General features: G+C 67.2%; 20 protein-coding genes. 10 read left to right on the top strand and 10 right to left on the bottom strand.

From position 1 onward, the window contains the following. Positions 1–112 precede the first annotated feature (112 nt). The 4 genes from LQ222_RS05280 to LQ222_RS05265 are packed head-to-tail and all read right to left on the bottom strand — an operon-like array spanning position 113 to position 5,059. Positions 113–793, bottom strand: coding sequence for a hypothetical protein (locus LQ222_RS05280; protein WP_230164963.1), 681 nt, complete (start codon positions 791–793; stop codon positions 113–115). 8 nt (positions 794–801) lie between these two features. Then, positions 802–2,142 carry a hypothetical protein gene (locus LQ222_RS05275; RefSeq protein ID WP_230164962.1) on the bottom strand — a complete coding sequence of 447 codons (1,341 nt, stop codon included), beginning with the start codon at positions 2,140–2,142 and terminating at the stop codon, positions 802–804. Beyond that, a complete protein-coding gene (locus tag LQ222_RS05270) occupies positions 2,139–3,977 on the bottom strand; it encodes a class I SAM-dependent DNA methyltransferase (protein ID WP_230164961.1) in 1,839 nt (612 codons plus the stop codon). Before LQ222_RS05270 ends, LQ222_RS05275 begins: the two co-directional genes overlap by 4 nt. Then, complete coding sequence (locus LQ222_RS05265; RefSeq protein ID WP_230164959.1) at positions 3,974–5,059, bottom strand: type I restriction endonuclease; 1,086 nt, start codon at positions 5,057–5,059, stop codon at positions 3,974–3,976. The genes LQ222_RS05270 and LQ222_RS05265 overlap by 4 nt, the downstream gene beginning before the upstream one ends. Positions 5,060–5,203: 144 nt before the next feature. On the opposite strand from LQ222_RS05265, the gene LQ222_RS05260 reads away from it, so the two are divergent. After that, positions 5,204–7,210 carry an HIRAN domain-containing protein gene (locus tag LQ222_RS05260; RefSeq protein ID WP_230164958.1) on the top strand — a complete coding sequence of 669 codons (2,007 nt, stop codon included), beginning with the start codon at positions 5,204–5,206 and terminating at the stop codon, positions 7,208–7,210. Between the two features lie 12 nt (positions 7,211–7,222). On the opposite strand, the gene LQ222_RS05255 is transcribed toward LQ222_RS05260, so the two are convergent. The 6 genes from LQ222_RS05255 to LQ222_RS05230 form a co-directional block, all read right to left on the bottom strand. Further along, positions 7,223–7,747 (bottom strand): hypothetical protein, encoded by a 525-nt coding sequence (locus LQ222_RS05255; protein WP_230164956.1) that lies wholly within the window; start codon positions 7,745–7,747, stop codon positions 7,223–7,225. Positions 7,748–7,856: 109 nt separating this feature from the next. Continuing rightward, positions 7,857–10,946: a class I SAM-dependent DNA methyltransferase gene (locus LQ222_RS05250; protein ID WP_230164955.1), complete on the bottom strand. Its 3,090-nt coding sequence runs from the start codon at positions 10,944–10,946 to the stop codon at positions 7,857–7,859. Between the two features lie 787 nt (positions 10,947–11,733). Then, positions 11,734–12,129, bottom strand: a complete 396-nt coding sequence (locus LQ222_RS05245; RefSeq protein WP_230164954.1) for a hypothetical protein — start codon at positions 12,127–12,129, stop codon at positions 11,734–11,736. After that, positions 12,126–13,478: a recombinase family protein gene (locus tag LQ222_RS05240; protein ID WP_230164953.1), complete on the bottom strand. Its 1,353-nt coding sequence runs from the start codon at positions 13,476–13,478 to the stop codon at positions 12,126–12,128. Before LQ222_RS05240 ends, LQ222_RS05245 begins: the two co-directional genes overlap by 4 nt. Beyond that, positions 13,475–13,981 (bottom strand): DUF2924 domain-containing protein, encoded by a 507-nt coding sequence (locus LQ222_RS05235; protein ID WP_230164952.1) that lies wholly within the window; start codon positions 13,979–13,981, stop codon positions 13,475–13,477. The genes LQ222_RS05240 and LQ222_RS05235 overlap by 4 nt, the downstream gene beginning before the upstream one ends. A 264-nt stretch (positions 13,982–14,245) precedes the next feature. Further along, positions 14,246–15,025 carry an XRE family transcriptional regulator gene (locus LQ222_RS05230; protein ID WP_230164950.1) on the bottom strand — a complete coding sequence of 260 codons (780 nt, stop codon included), beginning with the start codon at positions 15,023–15,025 and terminating at the stop codon, positions 14,246–14,248. 89 nt (positions 15,026–15,114) lie between these two features. Here LQ222_RS05230 and LQ222_RS05225 point away from each other — a divergent pair, with 89 nt between their 5' ends. The 9 genes from LQ222_RS05225 to LQ222_RS05185 all read left to right on the top strand — a co-directional run bounded on the left by LQ222_RS05225 (position 15,115) and on the right by LQ222_RS05185 (position 21,165). After that, positions 15,115–15,411: a hypothetical protein gene (locus LQ222_RS05225; protein ID WP_230164949.1), complete on the top strand. Its 297-nt coding sequence runs from the start codon at positions 15,115–15,117 to the stop codon at positions 15,409–15,411. Continuing rightward, complete coding sequence (locus LQ222_RS05220; protein WP_230164948.1) at positions 15,404–15,826, top strand: hypothetical protein; 423 nt, start codon at positions 15,404–15,406, stop codon at positions 15,824–15,826. Before LQ222_RS05225 ends, LQ222_RS05220 begins: the two co-directional genes overlap by 8 nt. Before the next feature lie 193 nt (positions 15,827–16,019). Then, complete coding sequence (locus LQ222_RS05215; RefSeq protein WP_230164947.1) at positions 16,020–16,496, top strand: hypothetical protein; 477 nt, start codon at positions 16,020–16,022, stop codon at positions 16,494–16,496. After that, positions 16,496–16,684, top strand: coding sequence for a hypothetical protein (locus tag LQ222_RS05210; RefSeq protein ID WP_230164946.1), 189 nt, complete (start codon positions 16,496–16,498; stop codon positions 16,682–16,684). Before LQ222_RS05215 ends, LQ222_RS05210 begins: the two co-directional genes overlap by 1 nt. Further along, complete coding sequence (locus tag LQ222_RS05205; RefSeq protein WP_230164945.1) at positions 16,684–17,457, top strand: ATP-binding protein; 774 nt, start codon at positions 16,684–16,686, stop codon at positions 17,455–17,457. The genes LQ222_RS05210 and LQ222_RS05205 overlap by 1 nt, the downstream gene beginning before the upstream one ends. 4 nt (positions 17,458–17,461) lie before the next feature. Further along, positions 17,462–18,031, top strand: coding sequence for a DUF669 domain-containing protein (locus LQ222_RS05200; RefSeq protein WP_230164944.1), 570 nt, complete (start codon positions 17,462–17,464; stop codon positions 18,029–18,031). Further along, positions 17,955–19,055, top strand: coding sequence for a PD-(D/E)XK nuclease family protein (locus LQ222_RS05195; protein ID WP_230164943.1), 1,101 nt, complete (start codon positions 17,955–17,957; stop codon positions 19,053–19,055). The genes LQ222_RS05200 and LQ222_RS05195 overlap by 77 nt, the downstream gene beginning before the upstream one ends. Then, the gene (locus LQ222_RS05190; protein ID WP_230164941.1) at positions 19,052–20,638 is read left to right on the top strand and encodes a DEAD/DEAH box helicase; all 1,587 of its coding nucleotides are present in this window, start codon (positions 19,052–19,054) and stop codon (positions 20,636–20,638) included. Before LQ222_RS05195 ends, LQ222_RS05190 begins: the two co-directional genes overlap by 4 nt. A 50-nt stretch (positions 20,639–20,688) precedes the next feature. Then, positions 20,689–21,165 carry a hypothetical protein gene (locus tag LQ222_RS05185; protein WP_230164939.1) on the top strand — a complete coding sequence of 159 codons (477 nt, stop codon included), beginning with the start codon at positions 20,689–20,691 and terminating at the stop codon, positions 21,163–21,165. Positions 21,166–21,273: the final 108 nt, after the last annotated feature.

The following is a 21,273-nucleotide window of genomic DNA, read 5'->3' as shown; positions in this document are numbered from 1 at the left end:
CATAGTCCGCCGGCGCGGTCGTGGCCGGTGGCAGCGTCAGGCTCGAAGAGCCAACCATAGCCGGCGATCTGGGCGCAAATGGCGTCTTCCAGCCGGGACTCGCGGTGCAAACTCAAGGCTTTGGTTCCGGGGATTCCAAAAGATCGAATCTCGCCCGATCCACGTTCAGCTTTCCTTCCCAAACGCCAATGTCGAGATCTGCCCGCATCAGGCGCTTTGGAAAGTCCTTGAAGCTGGCGAGCCGCACGGAGTAGTCGCGGGTCCAGGCGGTGCCCGTGGCTGGCATGGGAAGCCGTGCGTCGCCCGCGAGAATGGTCAGGATGTTGCCATCGAACGTGAAGGTCGCAGCCCCCTGCTCTGGCGCCGAGAGCGATAGCGCCACGAGGGTCTTGGCGGGCATCCGGAACCAATCCCGCGCGACAGTGCAGTGGGGCCGGGCGCGATAGGCCGCCTGCTTCTGCTCCCACGGAAGATGATGCTTCCAGAGACGGCCTTGTTCGAGCCACGCGATTGGCTTGCTGGGCTGGAATCGTGCGCTGACGGCGTAGGCAATCCAGGCGACACCCTGTTCGAATGACTCGACAGCGATCGGCATCGACAGCTGGATCGAGCCCAAGGCGCGGGGCCGTTGATCCTCGATACCCGTGATCAGGAATTCAGGGCGGAGATACTCGCTCGTGACCTGCGTTGCCTGGATGCGGAGATTGCCGGCGTTGAACCGATAGCCCGGCGCCTGATCGGTGATCGTGTTCCAGTCTTCGGCAAAGCCGATCTGCTCCAGGATGCTGCGCATTGAAACGCTCATGCGGCTTCGTCCACCGAGAGGCACAGTCCGCGCACGTCGATCTTTCCGGTGACGGCAGCGGAGATGAGGGCCGCGCGGCGTTCGCGGAGGAGGGCGATGGCGCGGTGGGCTTCGGTGGTGAGGGTGTCGAAGCGAGCCGCTTGGTCGTCGATAGCCGCCAGAATGCTCGCCTGCTCGGTGAGCGGCGGCACCGCAAGGACGATTTGCTTGAATTCATCCCAATAGAGGCGAAGCCGGAAGTCGGTGACGCCCTTTGAATAGCGGCGCATTTCCTCGATCGCCTGCGGCGTCCGCAGAACGAACTCTACGAAGGCCGTTCGCAGGTCGCCGCGGGGCCGTGCCACGACATAGGCTGGGCTCACCATGCCGGCGACGGCAACGGTACCGAAGCCGCCCTGCCAAGCACGCATCATGTTGTAAACGAGGTCACCCACAGCGACCTTCTTGTACTTCGTTCGATCTTCACTGCGCGTGACCTTGCGATCCATCTCGCTATCGGAAAGCTCGCGGTCAGACACCCCGTCATGGATCGAGACGCTGAGCACGGGAAGATCGTGCTCGCCTTCCTCAATGGCTTCTCGGAACAGCGCTCCAAGGCGCAGTACCTCCCAATGCGCCGGCACCTGCCCCAGCCACGCCACCCCGGAGTCCTTCATGGGTACGCTGGCGTCGAGGCCCTTGGTGACGGCCTGGGAGATGACGGCCTGCCGCTTCTGCTTCAGCAGCGCGATCAGCCGCTCCTGCTCCGCCACCAGCGCGTCAATCTTGCCGGCTTCGCGGTCGAGGAAGCGCATGATCGCGCGCCGCTCCGCGGGTGGCGGGCAAGGCACCGGCAGCTCAAGCAGGTTGGTCGAGGAGATCGAGGCAAGGTTGGTGCTCTGCTTCGCCCGCGTCATGAAGAAGAAGCGGCCGCAATCCGCGCTGGTCACCAGCGCCAGCCACTCCGGTTCGATCCCGTGCGGTCGGACGGCAAACACGTGGTTCTGGTGGATGCACGGGTCGATGGCGCCGTTCCACACCTGGCCGCGCCCCAGCTTGTCGAAGTCGCCGCCCTCATTCATCAGCACGTCACCAGCGCGCAACAGGTACCGGCCGAGGTCGGTGGCCGCAATCTCGATCTCGCTGACATCGTCGATGTCGATGAAGCCATCCTGCACATTGGCGACGCGCAGGTAGGGCACGCGGATGGTCTCGATGCCCTGGACGTCCTTGCCCTTCGCAATGCCTGTTTGCACCTGCGCGAGAAACCGCAGCCGCTTGACCGACCACCCGGCTGGCACAGGGCCAATCCAGGAAATGCCGCTGTCCTGATATGTTGGGTAAGCTGGAAAGCTCACGCGGCCAGCCCCGCGATCATGGTCAGGATGCGGTCGGTGACGTGCTTGAGGTCGGCATCGATCGCCGCCAGCGGGCGCGGCGGCTCGAACACGTAGAAATGCCGGTTGAAGGGGATTTCGTAGCCGATCCGCGTCTTCTCGTGGTCGATCCACGCATCCACGGCATGCGGCAGCACCTCCCGCGCAAAGTAGGTCTGCACGTCTTCCGTCAGCGGCACGTTCTCGGTGTCGCGCAACGCCGGGTCGGGCTGCGGCTTGCCCTTGGCCTTGCCCTTCTGGCCAAGCACCACCTGCCCCGCCGCATCGCGCAAGGGCCGCTCCACGGTGATGCTGCGGTAGCCGAACGCCTCGGTGCGGAACAGGCGCGACATCGGCGCCAGCTTCACGCTGCCGCCATCCGGCGTCGGTGGCGGCGCTTCGCCCTCCCGCACCACCACGCGGCTCACGCGGCCGTCCGCGGTGGTGACGGTCGCAAGCTGCGCCTCGACGCAATCGCCGAACAGCCGGGTCACGGCATCAACATCCGCCTCTGCCATCTCACGGCGCTTGGAACCGAGGCTCTTGCGCATCTTCTGCCACAGCGCGGAGGCGTCTATCAGCTGCACCAGGCCGCGGCGATGCTCCGGCTTGCGGTTGGACAGTACCCAGACATAGGTGGCGATGCCGGTGTTGAAGAACATGTCGGTGGGGAGCGCGATGATCGCCTCCACCAGATCATTCTCCAGCACATGGCGGCGGATTTCGCTCTCGCCCGAGCCCGCGCCGCCGGTGAACAGCGGCGAGCCGTTCAGCACGATGCCGATGCGGCTGCCGCCATCCTTCGCGGGGCGCATCTTCGAGAGCAGGTGCAGCAGGAACAGCAGCGAGCCATCCGAGATGCGCGGCAGCCCAGGCCCAAAGCGCCCGGCATGGCCCATCTGCTCATGCTCGCGCCGAACTTCTTTCTCGACCTTCTTCCACTCCACGCCGAAGGGCGGATTGGAGAGCATGTAGTCGAATTTCTGGGTCGGGTGCCCATCGGCGGAGAGCGTATTGCCGGGCAGGATGTTGCGGACATCCTGGCCCTTGATGAGCATGTCCGCCTTGCAGATGGCATAGGCTTCGTCATTCAGCTCCTGGCCAAACAGCGTGAGCGAGGCGGCGGAGTTGTGCGCGCGCAGATGCCGCTCCGCCTCCGAGAGCATGCCGCCCGTGCCGGCGGTGGGGTCATAGACGGTGCGGACTGCGGCGGTGCCGGGGCTGAGGATGTCGCTATCCTCGATAAACAGCAGATTGACGATGAGGGTGATGACGTCGCGCGGCGTGAATTGCTCGGCCGCCTGCTCGTTCGAGAAGTCGGAGAATTTGCGGATCAGCTCCTCGAACATCAGCCCCATGTCGCGGTTGCTGACACGGTCGGGGCCGAGGTCGAAGCCGAGGAATTTCTCGGTGATCTGGTAGAGCAGCCCGGCCTTCTTCAGCCGCTCGATCTGGTCCGCGAACAGGAAGCGCTCGAAGATGTCGCGCACCGCCGGCGAGAAGCCCTGCAGATAGGCGGTGAGGTTGATGGCGATGTTGTCTTGGTCGCCCAGCAGCAGCTTCAGATCGAGCGGCGAGGTATTGGCGAAGGGCACGCCGGTGAGGCGCAGGAGGAAGGGCTCGGGGTTGATGCCCTTCGCCTGCCGGGCGGCCTGCTCGGCGAGGACAGCGGCTTTCGAGGGCGCCAGCACGCAGTCGAGCCGGCGCAGCACGGTGAAGGGCAGGATGACCTTGCCGTATTCATAGGGCTTGTAGTCGCCGCGCAGCAGGTCGGCGACGGACCAGATGAGGGCGGAGAGGGATTGGGATTGGCTCATGGCGTGGTGCTCGCGGCTTCAGCTTTGTCGCGGAGCTGGTCGAGGGTGCGGCCATCCGGCAGGCAGGCCATGGTGTAGATGCGGATCGAGGTCCAGCCGGTGACACGCTGGCCCCAATCGTTGAAGGACAGGCGTTCGCCTTTGAACTCGACGCTCTGCCCGTCCAGCACCCGGGCGGCGGAGTCTTCGCGGCCGCGGATGGTGAGGGTGGTCCCGGCCGGCAGCCGGCCAAGGGCGAAGAGGTCGTCGGTGGATTGCATGCGCCGCCGTGACGCCGGGGGTGCGGCGCCGTTGGTCGAGGTTCCTGCTGGCGTGCTGGCAGGCGGTGGGACGGGTCGGGCGCTCTGAATATCCGCGATCAGACCGGGGTAGCTGATGGCGATGTTGGCTCGGCGCAGCGACTTCCGGATATCGCCCAGGGGGAGTTGCGGGACACGCCTGCGGATCAGGGTCGCGAAGGCATCGTCCTGGAGGGTTTGCTCCAACGCCTGTTGGACCTGGCGATCGACGTGCCAAGCCTGCCAGAGCTCGTCGATGGCCCGCGACCGCATGTTGTCCCGGCTGAGGAGGCCAAGCACGCGCGCGGCGTCGTCCAGGGCTTCGGGCTGGTCGATCGTCGCGGTGGCGAAGCGCTTCTCCTCCGCCTCGACCTGGGCGTGGACCTTGTAGATGCGCCACTCGGCGCCGTTGGTCAGGACGCACCAGTCCACGCCGGCCGCATTGGCGTAATTCAGCGTCTGGACGATCCACTTCCGGTCATCGAGCGAACCGCCAAGCGGCTTGGCCTCGACGTAAAGCACCGGCGAACGATTGAGGAAGAGCGCGTAATCTACGGGATTGTCGCGCCGGTTATGCCGATACTGATTGCGGATTTCTGCGATATGGTCCCAACCGAGCGCCTCGATTGTGGGCGTGATCAGAATTCGCTTGGTGTCTTCCTCCAATACCTGACCGCCATCGGCCCGCAGGCGGGCGATGCTGGCCGCGACCTGGCGCAGCGCCGCATGCAGTGGCCCAGGGCCGGCGGCGCCTGGAGGGGTTGAGGTACGCGACATATGGGCAATCGACTCCGGCGGCGCCACGGCGCCAGCCGTAGACGTCCAAGTATTGATCATTGTGCCCAAGGATAAACCCGCTGTCATCCATCGCGCGGTCGGTCCGGGCGAAGTTCAGGCCGGTCGGCGTGGCTCTTCCCGCTGATTCGCGCCCATTGCATCATCGCAAGCATGCCCCGTCGCCGTGACATTCTGAGCGCCGTTTCGGCCCTGGCGGCGCGGGTGGGCGCCGTTGCGCCGGCGCCACCGGCCCGAGCGATGGTGGCAGCGCCTCTGGCCGCCGCCGCGAAGCGGGCACCGTTGCCCCTCGGGGACGCCTCGGTCGTCGGCACACGGTACCACGCCGCCCCTCGCGTCGCCGCGCGGTTGCGGGCCGGGCAGGCCCTGCTGCTGCGGCGCGAACCGGCGAATACGCGGGATCCCTGGGCCGTCGCCATCCACACGCCGGAGGGTGATCGGCTTGGCTACCTGCCCCGGGGCGAGAACCGCCGCATTGCCGAGATCCTGGACGCGGGTGGTCGGATCGAGGCCGAGATGCTGGACGGCCATCCGTTCGAGGCCACGCCAGGGAACTGGCGGATCGCCGCCCGCCTGTCGCTGGTGGATGCCGGACCCTTGGCAGCCAGCCCAGCCGACGCGCTGGATCAGGTGGCGAATCTGCTCCAGGCCCAGCCGCTCATGGCGGAGCGGTTCGGCGGACCCGACACGGGCGGGCGCGCCGTGATGCTGACCGGTCCCTGCGCCGGCTGGCAGCGGACCAAGGAAGTCGAGTGGGTGCCGCCGGGTGCCCTGCCGTTGCCATCCTGGCAGGTTGTTGCGCAGGACTACCGTCTGGTCGGCGGCGAAGCGGCCCGGATCCAGACAGCCCGCGCCCTGGCAGAGGCCAAGCGGCTCGGGATTGCCATGCCCGGGCTGGAGCCCGCCTTGGCGCCCCCCACCCCGGCTGCGCTGGCCAAGCCGGCGGAGCGGCCGAGGCCTCTGTTACGCGGCTGGCTGCCGGCGCCTGGCCGCAGCCTCGAGGCGGCGAAGGACGCGCTGCGATATCTCAAGCTGCGCCAGGCACGCGACGACCCGCGCGGCCCCAACACTGTGCTGGTCCTGGACCGGCATGACCGTGCGGTGGGAACGCTGCCGCGGCAGGCGGGTGAGATCATCTCCCGCCTGATCGGGGAAGGCTATGAGGTCGCGATCTTCGCCCGCGACCCCGGCCCACAGGCAACCGCCGAGGGCCATGTCAGCCTGCCCTACGAGATTTGCCTGCGCGGCGACGACCCTCCGCATATCGCGCGGAACAGGGCAGAGCTTCTGCTGCACCTCGCCCGCGTGGTGCCGGAGGCCTGGGATGTGGAGCGCCGGTTCGGAACGTCGCCACCCGGTCTGCTCTGGCGATTCCTGGAGCGCGCATCGCCGATCGCCCACCGGAATGGGGGACGGCTGACGGTCGCCCAGGCGGAGGAGATCCTCGCCTGGGCGACGCCAGCACCAGAAGAGGACCACGATCCGGCCAGCGCGCAGGTGCCCGAGCCGCGGCGTCCTGCGCGCACCCGGGAGGGCATCGGCGATGCGCTGTCACCCAAGCGGCGCGGGCGCGGAATGCCGTTGCCTCAGCGCCTGCGAATGGTGGCGATCAGGCTCGAGGCCGGGTTGCACGAGACCCCGCAGCGCTTTGTCCCGGTCGCGGCCTATGTCGCGGGCCTCGGCACGCGCGCGAAGCGGCGCTTCATGCAGTCGCTGATCATCGAGACTTTGGTTGAGGCGGTGCTGGATCCGGACTGCCCGGAGGCGGTCTGCCGTCTTTTGATCGAGGCGCGTGATCTCGCGAGGCCGGACTGCCGTGACCGCACGGCGAGGCGTCGCGCCCTGCTTGAGGCAATCAAGGCGGCCGCCCCGCCGCTGCGTCGGCGGCGCAGCATCCATTCCCATGGCGCCATCACCACGGATCGGCGCCTGCTGTTCCTCCGCGCCATTCTCACCGAGCGCGAGGACCAGGCTTTCAGCGTGGCGACACTACGATGGGCAATCGCCTACGCCATGGCCGACTACGACCGCGATCACTTCGTCATGCGGGGCGCGCATCTCGGGCGCCGCGTACGGCGATTGGCGGATTGGGTGGAGGCGGAGATGGCGACCACCGCCGGTCTCGCTGTCGAGCCTATTCGATGGGGAACGGCGCCATGAATTCTGGCAAGGTCACGCGGCTGGAGTCATGTCGACAAATATGTGGTGCAGTCGCATGGCGTGCGAGCCCTTCTGGAGGAGTCGGCCGCTCAACACAGCTAGCGACGCCGGGTGAGCTGATTCGAGGATGAGTTGCGCTTCCTCCCCGTAGGTGGACCGGACGCGGCCGCTGATGGACGCGACCGCTGCCTCGGCGGGCAAGACGAGCACAAAACCGAGCATGAACGAATCGCTATGTCCCAAGGCGTACTGCCCGGTGACAAACCGCTCCACGCCGTCGGTCACGTAGCGGGCATTTAGCTGGTGCTGCCTGGCTCCCACGCGCTTGCATTCAATGGCGACGTACGCGTCTTCCTCGCCAAATTGGTGCACGAACTGGAGGGTGATATCGATCCGGCCGAGGACCGTCGGATCGGTGCTGGCCATGTCATCCAGTTCCAACTCACCCGCGCGAAGCTGCACATTGCTGAGGTTGGCGCCTTGCTTCACCCTGCGGATGCCCTTTCGAACGAGGCGGGTGATAGGCACCTCGATCATGCCAGCCTGCAAATGGCCCCTTGCCTCCGCGGCGCCCCGACAGACCAAGTCCACTACCGTCGCCACCTCGTCATCGTATAGCGAGAACGGCGGGCGCCCGGCTGGTCGATCAGGCGACAGCAGCATCCCGCCTCCGAAGCCAGTGATCGGCTAGGATCACGTCCGCGTCGTTGAGGCCGGCGGTGCGGGTCCAATACCGGGCTTCCGTTGGCTTCAGCACGAAGAGGTCTTCGGCGCCGTAGAGGCGGAGTTGGCGGCGCTCGTTGAGGTATGGCGGCATATCCGCCTCGAGCCGGCCTCGCAGCAGGCCGGCAAGCGCATCCAGATCGCTCGGGTCTCCCTCACGGACCACCGGTAGATCACCGGGCGCGCCCGCGGACATCACGAACCGGACTGTGGTGATCCCTGGCACACCGAGGTTACTCCCCGAACCTTCTGAACGGGAGTACGTGAACGCTTCTAGGTGGCGCTGACCGCGGGCGCGCAGGTGAGCGTCAACAGTTCGGGCGACCTGCGCGGCATAGCCACGGACGTCATTCGTAGCAGGCGCAGCCACCAGAGTGCTCCGCACGCCGCGATTCTCGAACACCAGCGGATGGGCGCGAGCAACGGCCTCACCAGCCAGTACGCGCTCATCGGGCTCCAGCCCGTATAGGTCAAAGACGGCTTCGTCTAGCGCCAGCAGGAGGCCTGCGTCGTGAGGATTTGTGGAGACATTCGCCTCGGCTCGCACGACGGCGTCGAGCACATCATCGTCGCACTCTGCCAATGCTGGCACGCGAAGCGATAGAAGATCGTGCGGCTCAACGGTCGGACGCTCAAGCCCCCATGTTGGCCCGCCGAACGCGAACTGGAAGGCGGTCAGACTTGCGTTTAAGACACCGCTTAGCACCTTAGCGTTGCGGTGCTCTGCCTCGGCGAACGAGATGCCGAAGAAGCTTTGGTTATAGAGCACATCGCTAGAGCTAACGGCTGCACTGTAGCGCCCCTTCTCGGCGCCGGCCTCGGAGCCAACCTTCGGGCAAATCAGTAGCGGCCCACGGAAGATTAATGGGCCGCGGATGCGGTGCAGCGTTTCGTGGGTGAACCGTCCCAGCTTCGACTGCTCAATGCGGAACGGCGTAAATGCGTCAGGCGTTACTACCTGGAGATCAAAGTAGCTGGCGGGCGTCGTGGTCTGACCCGCGCCACGGACTTTGAATCCCTGGCCGCGGTGGATGCGGGGTCTGATGCCGAGATCGAGCAAGAGGTCATCGAGAGTCGGGAATTCATGTTCCAGGCGCTCGATGAGCCAGCCGTCGCGCACAGTCCCGAATGCCACCGCTTTAAGGATTGAAGGCGTCCTCAAGACCCGCTTCAGCGGCAGGGCCCTGATCTCACCGGGGCTAAGGTGGAAGACGCCCGTGCGTCGGAAGTCCGGCGTCCAGGGCATCGAACCGACGAGCAGTCGGTCGCCCGCGGGTCCAAGCGTGCAGCGGGCGAAGAAGAGAAGAGCTGGGCCAGTGGCGTCCGGGAACAGCTCCTCCTTACGCAGAAGCGAGAGATTGATCAGCGCGGCGGGAGCAAGCCTAGAGAGGAGCGCCGACCTCGCCTCGACGGCGTGATTGTCCTTTGAGAAGAAGGGGGTGGCCTTCATCACCATCCCAATCCGCCCGGTGTCACCGGCAAGGCGAGCGGCGGCAGCAAGGAACAGCCAATCAGGGCTGCGGCGCGGGCGGAGTGTGTCCTGCTGGGCCGTCATGCGCCTACGGGAGCCACCCTCGCGGCTCACGAACGTCCACGGCGGGTTGCCGACGACGGCGTCGAAGCGTTCGGCGGACACAGCGGTCGGAAGTTCGTCAGAGATGGCGTCCGCTTCGAAGAGCGTGGTCTCGATGAGCCGGTCAAACCTCAGGTCTCGGACGTCCTCAACCGGCTCGTCATCAAGTTCGAGCGCCGCTAGGTAAAGGCTGAATGCAGCAATGCCGAGCGCGGACCGATTGATGTCGATGCCGAAGAGCTGGGTGTACAGGACGCGCCGCACGAGTTGCCGCGTCGCCGGCTTGCCACCGGTCGCGCGCCATACGAGACGGCGGAAAGCCTCAACCAGAAAGGCGCCAGAGCCGCAGGTTGGATCGATGACACGCGCGGTCGACGGCAGCCCCTCAAAGACTGGGTCGAGAGTGAGATGCACCAATTCCACCGGAGTGTAATGCAAGCCCTGAGACGCCGCCTCCTCGGCCGCACCAGAACGCGCAAACTGCTGGTATATCGAGCTGATCAGATCGACCGGAATGGCGTCGAACCTGAAATGGAAGAGCCGCCCCTGGCCCCGCCGTTCCGGAACGAGGCTGCGACCTGCGACGAACTCGCGCATTAGCGAAAGGTGCGCCTCTGCAAGCTGCTGGCGTTCGGCGCCTGGATCGTCCATCGGGAAGAGGTCGCCGTTGAAGGTCGCGCGCAGCCAGTCGAAGAGGGCGAACGCTCGGTCGGGCGATGCGAACATCTCCCCAAGGTCCGGTGGAAGTGCCGGCGGAAGGAACCGCTGCGCAATCTCTCTGTCGAGCAGATACCAGGTGAAGATGCACCGTCCGATGAGGCGCTGGGCGAAGTTGCGGTCGGCCTGGACTGCCTGCGGACGCAATGACCTGTTCGAACTGTCCGTCGACGCGGCCACAAGTGCCTCTTCAAGCGCCTTGATCTCGGCCAGAAGTTCCCGGTCCACGCGATGGCGGCGGTCGATGCGTGCGCCTACCTCGCTCCGCCAGAAGGCGCCGGTCTCGGTGGCGAGGCGCCCGCACGCAGCGTCAAGTGCCCGCATGCGATCCTCGGAGCCGAGCACGAAGCGGCCGATGGGCGCTCCCGCGGCCGTATCGCTGGCGGCGGGATGCGGTGAGGCGTAGCAGTCGTAAAGTCTCACCTCCGTCGGCGTCACGACCCAGAGCAGCGGAGCGACGCCGATATTCCAGGCTGCTTCATGCCATCGCCGGAGCTGGTCTTCGGTCGGAGTCTCCGAGCCCGCGTCCTTGAATATCGTCGTCGGCGTCCGCTGGGCGCGGAATAGCGCGTCGGCCTTCAGTCCGACGCGCTCGTCAACGAACAGGGACCGAAGCGCGGTGCCATCAGCGTCCCCCGCTTGAGTTAGCCCGGGCGCGGCCCTGCCACTTGACGTCAGGTAGCCCGTCGCGCCGAGAGCCTGTCGGAAGGAGGCGCTCGTCATGCTGTCGCCTGGCGCCTTCCCGGCGCGACGGCGGGACTGGTCGGGACCGCTGGCACGGCCCGCGGGACAGGCGAATTTGCAGGCAGCCCGTGTGCCGGGAACAGATCGAGTTGGCCGTCTGCAACAGACGGGAGAGGGAGTGCAAAGCCGGTCGAAAGAATCTCCAGGTGCGGAGCCAGGCAAAGCACGATGGCGTCCTGCGGCTCGGGGGGGACGCTCGACGCGTCGAGGAGAAGCCAGCGGCTGCTACTGTGGATTGCCAGTCGCTTATCCCACAAGGCGATGAAGGAAACGCCGTGGAAGCCACGTCGCAGGCTCGCGAAAAGCGGGCGGTGCGCGTGTAGCTCCACACGGAACCGAGCGCGCAACGCAGCGGCGAGGCGGATCACGAGGATTGTCTGCCAGGTGAACTGAGCAGGAGAGCCGTGACCCTTAGGTCTGACGTCGGCGGGAATGATCGCACGTCGGCTCGTCCACTCGCGGAGCCGATCCGTCGAGAGGCCTGTAAGCCGCGTCGCCTCGCGCGTCGAAACCAGCTTCATCCCATTCCCGTCCGAAAGATCGGGTGCGGACACCAATCTCTGTGGGAAAACGGGTACCATGCCCGATCCAGCCACGAAAGAGTCGTCAGGTCCCCCCAGCAAAATTTCCTTCGTTTGGCGCTGACAGGTTGGGCCAGAGACCGAACGCTCCCCCAACGGGCGAGCCCGGGCGATCCGCTGGCGGCTCGGGTCACTGCTTTGCCAGGGAGGCGCGGCGGCCGCGGAGCAATTCAAGAATGCCGGCGTCATGGGCCGCACTCTCGAAGCCTGAGCTGCTGCGTCTCCCAGCTAGTTGGTAGCGGGCCCATCAGACAGGTAAGTTCGACGCCTGCCTGTAGCCGCCCGTTCATGATCGCCTCGACGATGTCCGGCGCCAGCAGCGTGAGCCGCAGCAGGCGCGAGACATAGGACGAGTTGATCTTCTCGGCGGCAGCTAGCTCGTCGATCGTGCCGAAGCGTCCGCTCTCCAGCATCCGCCGCCACCGGAACGCCCGGGCCAGCGCCTTGACCAACGTGGTGTCCGCGGCCGAGAAGCCCCGGTTCGCCGGGCTGCTCGGCGCGATCATCAGCTTCCGCCCGCCCCGCTGCTTCCGGACCGCCAGCGGCACCCGGACGGTCAGCATCTGCGCGGCGCCGGTCATGCCGCAGCCCTCGGTGGTTCGGCCGACGGCGCGGCAAGGTCCCGCGCCAAGCTCGCCAGCCCCTCCAGCTTCAGCCGCACGTCGGCGCCGCCCACCCCGATGTCCACTCGGTCGACCAGGAGGCGAATGATCCGCGCCTGCTCGGCGGGGAAGAGTTCCTCCCACAGGGGATCCAGCCGCTCCAGCGCCAGCCGGGCCTCGTCCTCGGTCATGTCGGGCGCCGACACCCGTGCTGCACGCCAGGCCCCGAGCACCACCTCCGGCTGGCGCAGCAGTCCGCGGACCTGCGCGATGACCACGCCCTCGATCTCTGCGGCGGAAATGCGCGCGATGGCCGGCCCGTCTGCGGCGCTGCCCTTCAGCACGGACTGGCTCACATAGTAGCGGTACTGCTGGCCACGGCGCCCCCGCGCGTGGGTGGGCGACATGGCACGCCCGTCGCTGCCGAAGATCAGCCCGCGCAGCAGAGACGGCGTCTGGCAGCGCGTGCGGTTGGCGCGGGTCCGCGGGCTGATCGTCAGCAGGGCGTGGGCAGCGTCCCACATCGCCTGGGGCACGATGGCGGCATGCTCGCCCGGGTGCGACTTCCCCTTGTGCATCGCTTCGCCGAGATAGGTGCGGTTGCTCAGCACCCGATAGACGTCGCTCTTGGTGAAGGCGCGGCCGCGCTTCGTGGTGGCGCCCTCGGCGCGCAGCGCCTGCACCAGCCTGGTGCCGGATTCCGTCTCGACGAAGCCCTCGAAGATGCGCCGCACCAGCGCCGCCTCGGTCTCGTTCACCAGCAGCTTGCGGTCCCGCGCGTCGTAGCCGAGGGGCACGAAGCCGCCCATCCAGATCCCGCGTGCCCGCGACGCCGCAACCTTGTCGCGGATGCGCTCGCCAATTAATTCGCGCTCAAACTGTGCAAAGCTCAGCAATATATTCAGCGTGAGCCGGCCCATGCTGGTAGTTGTATTAAAAGATTGAGTAATTGAAACGAATGTCACATTATTCGCATCGAATACTTCAACCAGCTTGGCGAAGTCCATCAGCGCGCGGGATAGCCTGTCCAGTTTATAGCAGACGATAACATCGAGGCGGCCGCGCTCGATATCCGCCAGCATGCGGCGCAATGCCGGCCGCTCCAGTGTGCCGCCAGAGACGCCGCCATCATCATAGCGGTCCGGCACCAGCACCCAGCCCTCCGACCGCTGGCTGGCGATGTATGCCTCACATGCCTCGCGCTGCGCGTCGAGCGAGTTAAACTCCATGTCGAGCCCTTCCTCGCTCGACTTGCGCGTGTATACGGCGGCGCGGATTTTCCTGACCGTGGCCGGCATCGTGGCCTCAGCGGTGGGTTTGCGCTTCATGCTGTGCCCCTCCGGTTCTTCAGGCCGAAGAACAGCCAGCCATTCCAGCGCGTGCCGGTGATGGCGCGCGCGATGGAGGAGAGCGACTGGTAGGGCCGGCCCTGATACTCGTAGCCGTCGTGCAGCACGGTGACGCAGTGCTCGACGCCCTGGTACTCACGAATCAGCCGCGTGCCGGTGATCGGCTTGTCGTCGCCGCGGATGCGCCGGAGGACGGGGTTTCCGCCGTCGAGCTGTTCACCCAGGGCCTCGAGGCGCTGGATCGTCTCGGGCTTCAGGCCGCCATAGGCGAGCTCTTGTATGCGGTAAGCTAGCCGGCTTTCCAGGAAGCGCCGATTGTAGGGCGGCGGCTCGGCGGCGAAGAGGTCCCGCCATTGCTGCTTCAGGTCTGGCGTGGCGGTGGTCTTGAGGGCCGCGAGCCGGCCCAGCACGTCGGCCGGCGGGATGGCGGGGATGGTCGGCGCCGGCGGGGTGCCGGCTTTGGATTTGGTGGCGCGTGTCATGCGGGTCTCCGGTTGGTCCGGGTTGCATGGAGGCGCTCGGGTGCCGGGAAGTGGAGGCAACACTCTCCCTCGTTGGCCTCCTCGCGCGCAGCTTCCTCGGCAGCGCGGCTGCGCAGCCGCACCAGCCCCGCGGCCAAGATGCTGCAGACCTCGCGGAGGTGCGGCGGGAGGTGGGAATTGACGGGTCCGGAACGCTGCATCTCGTGACAATACGAATCGCCAGCGCTTTGGGGAGTGCGATTGTGTAGCGCTACACTCTTTGATCTAGGCCCCGACCTGGCGCCCCAGCCAGATCACCCGCCCGATGACATGGATATCGTCCGGATTGATGTGCGGCTGCGCGGCATAGGCCGGGTTGTCCGAGATCACGGTGATCAATCGTTTGCCCAGCTCGACCTGCACACGCTTCACCTGCAGCCCATTGCCGGTGCGGATCGCGTAGATGCCGTCCTTATCGCCGGGCTGGTTCTGTCGGAAATCGATCAGCACCGTGTCTCCGGTCCGCAAGGTGGGCTCCATCGAATCGCCGTCGACACTGATCACGGCCAGCTGGTCGAGTGGCGCCGTGGTGACCGTCCGAATCCACTCCTCCCGGAACGCGATTCGGTGGGTGACCGCTTCGCCGTCGATCAGCTGGCCCGGGCCGGCCGAGGCGGTGGCGTCGTAGACCGGTAGCAGCGCCCAGGTGTCACCACCCATGGAGATGATCTCTGCCGCGGTCGGCCCGGAATAGGTCTGTGGAACCTTTGCGACGGGCTTGCGACGCACGCGCTGCCCAAGCGCCGCCGCTGCCTCCTCGGGTGTGTTGATCGCGATCCCGGTTGGGGACGCCTCCTTCCCGAACAGCAGCATCTGCCAGGTGATCCCGAGCGGTGCCGCGAGCTCGCGAGCGGCACGCGCGGTCAATGGTCGTCGCCCGCTCTCGTAAGCGCGATAGGTCGCCTCCGGCACGCCGGCGAGGCGGGCCAGTTCGGCGCCACTCCCGATGCCCTTTTCCTCACGGAATCGGCGGAGTCGGTCTGCTGAGGTGTCCATACGCTTCATTATGTAGCGCATCTGGCTCGATTGTGTAGCAGGTTTCTGCAAATACAAACAGTCTTGTTTCCGTGCCGCGACATTGCGTATCTACCCCCATGCCCGCCCGGATCTCCCCCCAGCCGAAACCGGTGGAACAGCCCGCCCCCGCGCGCCGTCCCGCCACCCCGCCGCCTGCTAGCTTCGCGGAGGTCATCAACCTCTGGCCGAGCGCCAACGATCTCGCCGTCGTGCTGGACGTGGAGGCGGTCACCGTCCGCGCCTGGCGGCGCCGCGGCATCCCCGCCCGCTATTGGTCCGCCGTCGCCCAGGCCGCGCGCGTCACCAGCCGCCCGGTGGATGAGCGCCTGCTGGCCGAACTGGCGGCGGTGCGGAGGGCCCGCCTCCATGGGTAAGCCCTCGCGCGACAAGGGGCTGCGGCGCGAGCGGGCCATCGTCGACCTGCACGTGAAGTGCGGGCTGCGCGCCGAGCGCGTGCCGCTGTCGGGCGCGCTCCGGTATCGCGGCAATGGCGCGGACGTCGATCTCTACGTCCGCGGCGCCGAACCCGTGAAGGCCGAGGTCAAGGCGCGCGGCGACGGCGACGGCTTCCGGACGCTGGAACGCTGGCTGGGCGGGAATGACGCGCTGTTCCTCTGGCGCGACCGCACCTCGCCCTTCGTGGTGCTGCCCCTGCATGTCTGGCTGGAGATCGTCGGCCGCAGCGCGCGCGCCGATGCGGACACCGATGCCGCACGGACCGAACGCCGCAATGCGATCGAGCATGGACCGCTGCCACCCACCGACGCCGTCGCGCGGAACGTCGCATGACCTGGCACCGGATCGGCGAGGCACTGCGCGCGCTGCTCGGCGGCGTGCTGCTGGCCGGCGGCTTCATCGGCCTGCTCTGGCTCGCCGAACTGGCGACCATCCGATGAGCGCGCCCGCCATGCCGATGCCCGCGCCTGCCCGGCCGCCTGCATCGCCCATCCAGCCGGGCGCCACCTCGTTGAACGGGACCACGATGACCAACCGAACCACTCTGGCGCAGCTGCGCGAGATGGACGCCGCGCAGGCCGCACGCCTGCCCGTCGATCATCTGGCGCTGCTGCTGGAAGAGGTCGGGGCGCTGAAGGCCGAAGCCAAGCACCTCGCCGACCTGCTGCACGACGCGCTGCACGCCCGGTACGGCGCCCCCGCCGCCGCGGCCCGTCGTGCCGAGGGCAAGGACACCGGCCGTGTCCGCATCACGGATGACGCCATCGAGGTCGTCGCAGACCTCCCGAAGAAGGCGGCGTGGGACCAGCCGAAGCTGGCCGCGGCGGTCGCCACCATCGTGGCGTGGGGCGAGGACCCTGCGGACTACGTCACCACCGAAATCCGCGTGCCGGAAAGCCGCTTCACGGCCTGGCCGCCGCGCATCCGTGCGGTCTTCGAGCCGGCGCGCACCGTCGCCACCGGCCGCCCCTCCTACACCCTCGAACAGAAGGACGCCGCGTGATGGCGCACGAACTCCGCATCCAGGTCGCCATTCCTCTCGTCGGCGACGCCATCGCCCGCGCGAAGGATGTCACGGCCTTCGAGGCCACCCTCGACGATTTCACGGAAGCCGTCGCCCGCGCCGGCGGCGACATCAAGGTCGATGTCATCAAGGCCAAGCCGCGCGCCGCCAAGCCGGAGGCGAACTGATGGCGATCTCGCTCGCCTCGCTGCGCCGCTCTGGCGACGCGTTTCCCCCGCGGCTCCTGGTCTATGGGGTGGCCGGTGTTGGCAAGACCAAGCTCGCCGCCGATGCGCCGGGGCCGATCTTCCTGCAGACGGAGGATGGCCTGGGCAAACTCAGCGCCGACACCTTCGGCATGCTGCGCAGCTATGAGGATGTGCAGGACGCGCTCGACGTCCTGTATCGGGAGGATCACGGGTTTCAGACCGTCGTGCTCGACAGCCTCGACTGGCTGGAGCCGATGATTTGGAAGCGCACCTGCCGCGACAATAACTGGCCGGACATCGAGAAGCCCGGCTTTGGCAAGGGCTACATCGCCGCTCTCGATGTGTGGCGCGACATTCTGGATGGCATGACCCTGCTGCGCGACGAGCGTGGCATGGGCGTGATCCTGATCGCGCATGCCGACATCAAGCGCTTCGACAGCCCCGAGACCGAACCCTACGACCGGTATCAGCCGAAGCTGCAATCGCGCGCCGCGGCGCTGGTGCAGGAGCATGTCGATGCCGTGCTCTTCGCGAACTATCGCATCAGCACGCTGAAATCCGACGTCGGCTTCAAGAAGCAGGTGACGCGCGGCGTCAGCGGCGGCGATCGGCTGCTGCACACCGTCGAGCGCCCGGCCTTCCTGGCGAAGAACCGCTTCGGTCTGGCCGAGAGCCTGACGCTGGACTGGCCGACGCTGGCCGCCGGCATCCCTTTCTACACCCCCGCCACTCCCGCCCCCGAGAGGAACTGAAGCCATGGCCTCGCTCAATGGAACCTTCGACGCGAGCGGCGTCGAACCCGCCGCCCCCATGGAGCTGCTGCCGCCCGGCCGCTACGTCGCGCAGATCGTGCAAAGCGAGATGCAGCCAACCAAGGCTGGTGACGGCCAGCTGCTCTGGCTGGAGCTTGAAGTCCTGGATGGCCCCCATCGCGGGCGTAAGATCTGGGACCGGCTGAACCTCGCGAACCGCAACCAGCAGACGGTCGAGATCGCGCAGCGGCAGCTCTCGGCCATCTGCCATGCCGTCGGCCAGATTCAGGTGAGCGACAGCGAACAGCTGCACTTCCGTCCGGTGCTGGTCACGCTGGTGGTCGAGCCCGACAGCCGCGATGCGCACCTGCCGGTCGAGGAGCGGCGTAAGCAGAACAAGGTCAAGGGCTACAGCCCCGCTGGTGGCGTGGCAGCGCCCCAGCGCGTGGCCCCGCCGCCGCCAGTCCAGCAGGCGGCGCCGCCCCCACAGCAGCAGTATGCGGCCGCGCCACCCCCGGCGCCGCGCCAGCCGGCTCCCGGCGCGGCGCCGCCACCCTGGCGCCGCACCGGCTGACGCATTCGCGGCGGGGCTCCCCCGTCGCTCCTTCTCCTCTGTGGATGAGACCATGGCGCCCCTTCCTTCACCGCCCAGTCCGACCGTTGCCGCGATCTACGCTGCCTATGAGGCGGATGGGGAGACCGGCTATCGCGCGCATCTCGGCGCCTCGCTGATCGGTACCGAGTGCACGCGGGCCATCTGGTATGGCTTCCGCTGGGCGACGCGGGCCCAGCACACGGGCCGCCTCCTGCGCTTGTTCCAGACGGGGCACCTGGCGGAGCCGCGCTTTGTCGCGGATCTGCGCCGCATCGGCATCACAGTCCTCGAGGTCGATCCCGAGACCGGGCGGCAATGGACGCTGCGCGATGCGGGCGGGCATTTCGGCGGCAGCATGGACGCGGTCGCCATCGGCTTTCCCGAGGCGCCAAACACCTGGCATGTCTGCGAGTTCAAGACGCACAGCGCGAAGTCCTTCGCCAAGCTGCAGGCCGAGGGCGTCGCGGCCTCCAAGCCGCTGCATTGGGCGCAGATGCAAGCCTACATGCAGCTCGCCGGCATCGATCGCGCCTTCTATCTCGCGGTCTGCAAGGAAACCGACGCGCTCTACCAGGAGCGCATCCGCCACGATGCTGAGGCCGCGCTGCGCATCCTGGCCAAGGCCGAGCGCATCATCCGCGCCGCCCGACCGCCGGCGCGCATCAGCGACGATCCGGCTTGGTGGCAGTGCAGGTTCTGCGACCATCACGCGGTCTGCCATGAGGGCCAGGCGTTGGAGCGGCACTGCCGCGCCTGCCTGCACGCGACACCGGTGGCCGGTGGTGCCTGGCATTGCGGGCGGCATGAGCACCCCCTCACGCGGCAGGACCAGGAGGCGGGCTGCGCCGCGCATCTTTTCATCCCTGACCTGGTGCCGGGCGAGCAGCTCGATGCCGGTGCGGATTGGGTCAGCTACCGCATGCCGGATGGCAGCGAATGGCGCGACGGGGTGCCGTCCCGAGCGTCTGGCGACCATCAGCCGATGCCAGAGGCGGCGCCATGACACTGGCCCTCCGCCCCTATCAGCGCGCGGCCGTCGAGGCGCTGTATGACTACTTCTCGGCCAGCGCGGGCAATCCGCTGGTCGTGATGCCAACAGGCACGGGCAAGAGCCTGTGCATCGCCGGCTTCACGCGCGAGGCCATCGCCGCCTATGGCGACACCCGCGTGCTGATCCTCACGCACGTGAAGGAGCTGATCCAGCAGAACTTCATGACGATGCTCCGTGCCTGGCCGGAGGCGCCAGCTGGCATCTATTCCGCGGGCCTGTCCCGCCGCGACATCCGTGCGCAGATCCTGTTCGCCGGCATCCAGTCGATCCACCGTCACGCCTATCAGGTGCAGCGCTGCGACCTGGTGCTGATCGATGAGGCGCACCTGCTCGGGCGCGGCGACAGCGGCATGTATCGCTCCTTCCTCGCCCAGCTGAACGAGATCAACGCTGGCCTGCTGAAGGTGGTGGGCTTCACCGCCACGCCCTATCGGCTGGACAGCGGGTTGCTGCACGAGGGCAAGGATCGGCTCTTCACGGACATCGCCTATGAGGTGCCGGTGCTGGAGATGATCCAGCAGGGTTACCTGTGCCCAGTCGTGCCCAAGCAGACCTCGACGCAACTCGACGTCGGCGGCGTCGGCACCCGCGGCGGGGAATTCATCGCCAAGGACCTCGAGGCGGCAGTGGACCGCGACGAGGTTACGCGCGCCGCTGTCGCCGAGATCGTCCAGCACGGCGAAGGCCGCGGCTCCTGGCTGGTGTTCTGCTCCGGCGTGGCCCATGCGCGCCACGTCCGTGACGCCATCCGCGAGCATGGCATTTCCGCCGAGACCGTGACGGGCGATACGCCGGGTCCGGAGCGGGACGGCATCCTGGCGGCCTTCAAGGCGGGGAGGCTGCGTTGCGTCACCAACGCCAACGTACTGACCACTGGCTTCGACGCGCCGGGCACCGATCTCATCGCGCTGCTGCGCCCCACGAAGAGCGTCGGCCTCTATGTCCAGATGGTCGGCCGCGGCACGCGCCTGGCTGAGGGCAAGGACGACTGCCTGGTGCTGGACTTCGCCGGCAACACCGCACGGCACGGCCCGATCGACACCGTCGATGGCCGGAAGAAGGAGCCTGCCGGCGACGGCGAAGCGCCCATCAAGGTTTGCCCAGAATGCCAGACCATCAACCACGCCAGTGCGCGGCGCTGCGTCGGCTGCGATCACGAATTCCCGCCGCCACCGCTGCAGGTGTCGGCGCAGGCCGCCGCTAACGCGCTGCTGTCGACGCAGGTTCAGCCGAAGTGGTGCGACGTCACCGCCGTCCGATACATGCTCCACGAGAAGCCCGGTAAGCCGGCCTCGCTGCGCGTCACATACGAGTGCGGCCTGGCGCGGCACAGCGAATGGGTCTGCTTCGAGCACACCGGCTTCCCGCGCGAGAAAGCCGTGACCTGGTGGCGCAGTCGTGCGCCGCATCTGCCGGCGCCCTCGACCGTCGGTGAGGCCCTGCAGCATCACGAAGCCCTCCGCCAGCCCCGCGCCATCCAGGTGCGGTCAGTTGGCCAATACACAGAGATCGTCAGCGCGAGGTTCGAACGATGACCGCACCATGGAGGCGCGTCCCTGCGCCGGCTCCGGAAGCCCCGGCACCGATGACAGAAGCCGAAAAGGCAGCCGAAAAGAGGGAACGCAAGCGGGCGCAGGGAAGGGAATGGGCGCGAAAGAAGCGGGCTGCCGACCCTGAAAGTGCTCGGCAAGCGTACCGGAAATGGTGGGCCGCCAACCCTGAAAAGGCTCGTGAAGCGACGCGTCGATGGCGAGCGGCAAATCCAGACAAGGCGCTCGCGAACGAGGTGCTCGGCCGCGAGCAAAACAGGGAAAAGCTGGCCGCCGCAGCAGCTGCGCGCAGGAAGGCGGATCCGGAGAAATATCGTGAAGCGACGCGCAGGTACCGCGCCGAACATCGAGAAAAACTGGCCGCCGTTATGGCCGCGCGAAGGAAAGCGGATCCAGAGAAACATCGTGAAGCTGTGCGCAGGTACCGCGCCGAACACAAAGAAGAACTGGCCGAGAAGCGGCGCGTGCGCCGCGCCGCGAAAAGGGCCGAGCAGCCGCAGGCGGGTGAATGAAATGCCGAACCTGCTCGCGCCATGCCTGGCACTGGCTGTGGTGGCACTCAGCGCGGTCGCTGCGTGTCCATTGGACCGCGCCCTCGTGCTCCCCCGTGTGCCTCGGCC

The sequence above is a fragment of the Roseomonas sp. CECT 9278 genome (genome assembly GCF_918698155.1).
Taxonomy (GTDB): Bacteria; Pseudomonadota; Alphaproteobacteria; order Acetobacterales; family Acetobacteraceae; genus Neoroseomonas.
The sequence above is the reverse complement of the archived record's forward strand: the minus strand, read 5'-3'. Positions and strand labels throughout refer to the sequence as shown.

Excerpts from the sequence above, each read along its gene's own strand:
- LQ222_RS05280 (WP_230164963.1), bottom strand. The coding sequence starts at position 793 with ATGCGCAGCATCCTGGAGCAGATCGGCTTTGCCGAAGACTGGAACACG.
- LQ222_RS05270 (WP_230164961.1), bottom strand. The coding sequence starts at position 3,977 with ATGAGCCAATCCCAATCCCTCTCCGCCCTCATCTGGTCCGTCGCCGAC.
- LQ222_RS05260 (WP_230164958.1), top strand. The coding sequence starts at position 5,204 with ATGCCCCGTCGCCGTGACATTCTGAGCGCCGTTTCGGCCCTGGCGGCG.
- LQ222_RS05255 (WP_230164956.1), bottom strand. The coding sequence starts at position 7,747 with ATGATCGAGGTGCCTATCACCCGCCTCGTTCGAAAGGGCATCCGCAGG.
- LQ222_RS05250 (WP_230164955.1), bottom strand. The coding sequence starts at position 10,946 with ATGACGAGCGCCTCCTTCCGACAGGCTCTCGGCGCGACGGGCTACCTG.
- LQ222_RS05245 (WP_230164954.1), bottom strand. The coding sequence starts at position 12,129 with ATGACCGGCGCCGCGCAGATGCTGACCGTCCGGGTGCCGCTGGCGGTC.
- LQ222_RS05240 (WP_230164953.1), bottom strand. The coding sequence starts at position 13,478 with ATGAAGCGCAAACCCACCGCTGAGGCCACGATGCCGGCCACGGTCAGG.
- LQ222_RS05235 (WP_230164952.1), bottom strand. The coding sequence starts at position 13,981 with ATGACACGCGCCACCAAATCCAAAGCCGGCACCCCGCCGGCGCCGACC.
- LQ222_RS05230 (WP_230164950.1), bottom strand. The coding sequence starts at position 15,025 with ATGAAGCGTATGGACACCTCAGCAGACCGACTCCGCCGATTCCGTGAG.
- LQ222_RS05225 (WP_230164949.1), top strand. The coding sequence starts at position 15,115 with ATGCCCGCCCGGATCTCCCCCCAGCCGAAACCGGTGGAACAGCCCGCC.
- LQ222_RS05220 (WP_230164948.1), top strand. The coding sequence starts at position 15,404 with ATGGGTAAGCCCTCGCGCGACAAGGGGCTGCGGCGCGAGCGGGCCATC.
- LQ222_RS05215 (WP_230164947.1), top strand. The coding sequence starts at position 16,020 with ATGACCAACCGAACCACTCTGGCGCAGCTGCGCGAGATGGACGCCGCG.
- LQ222_RS05210 (WP_230164946.1), top strand. The coding sequence starts at position 16,496 with ATGGCGCACGAACTCCGCATCCAGGTCGCCATTCCTCTCGTCGGCGAC.
- LQ222_RS05205 (WP_230164945.1), top strand. The coding sequence starts at position 16,684 with ATGGCGATCTCGCTCGCCTCGCTGCGCCGCTCTGGCGACGCGTTTCCC.
- LQ222_RS05200 (WP_230164944.1), top strand. The coding sequence starts at position 17,462 with ATGGCCTCGCTCAATGGAACCTTCGACGCGAGCGGCGTCGAACCCGCC.
- LQ222_RS05195 (WP_230164943.1), top strand. The coding sequence starts at position 17,955 with ATGCGGCCGCGCCACCCCCGGCGCCGCGCCAGCCGGCTCCCGGCGCGG.
- LQ222_RS05190 (WP_230164941.1), top strand. The coding sequence starts at position 19,052 with ATGACACTGGCCCTCCGCCCCTATCAGCGCGCGGCCGTCGAGGCGCTG.
- LQ222_RS05185 (WP_230164939.1), top strand. The coding sequence starts at position 20,689 with ATGACAGAAGCCGAAAAGGCAGCCGAAAAGAGGGAACGCAAGCGGGCG.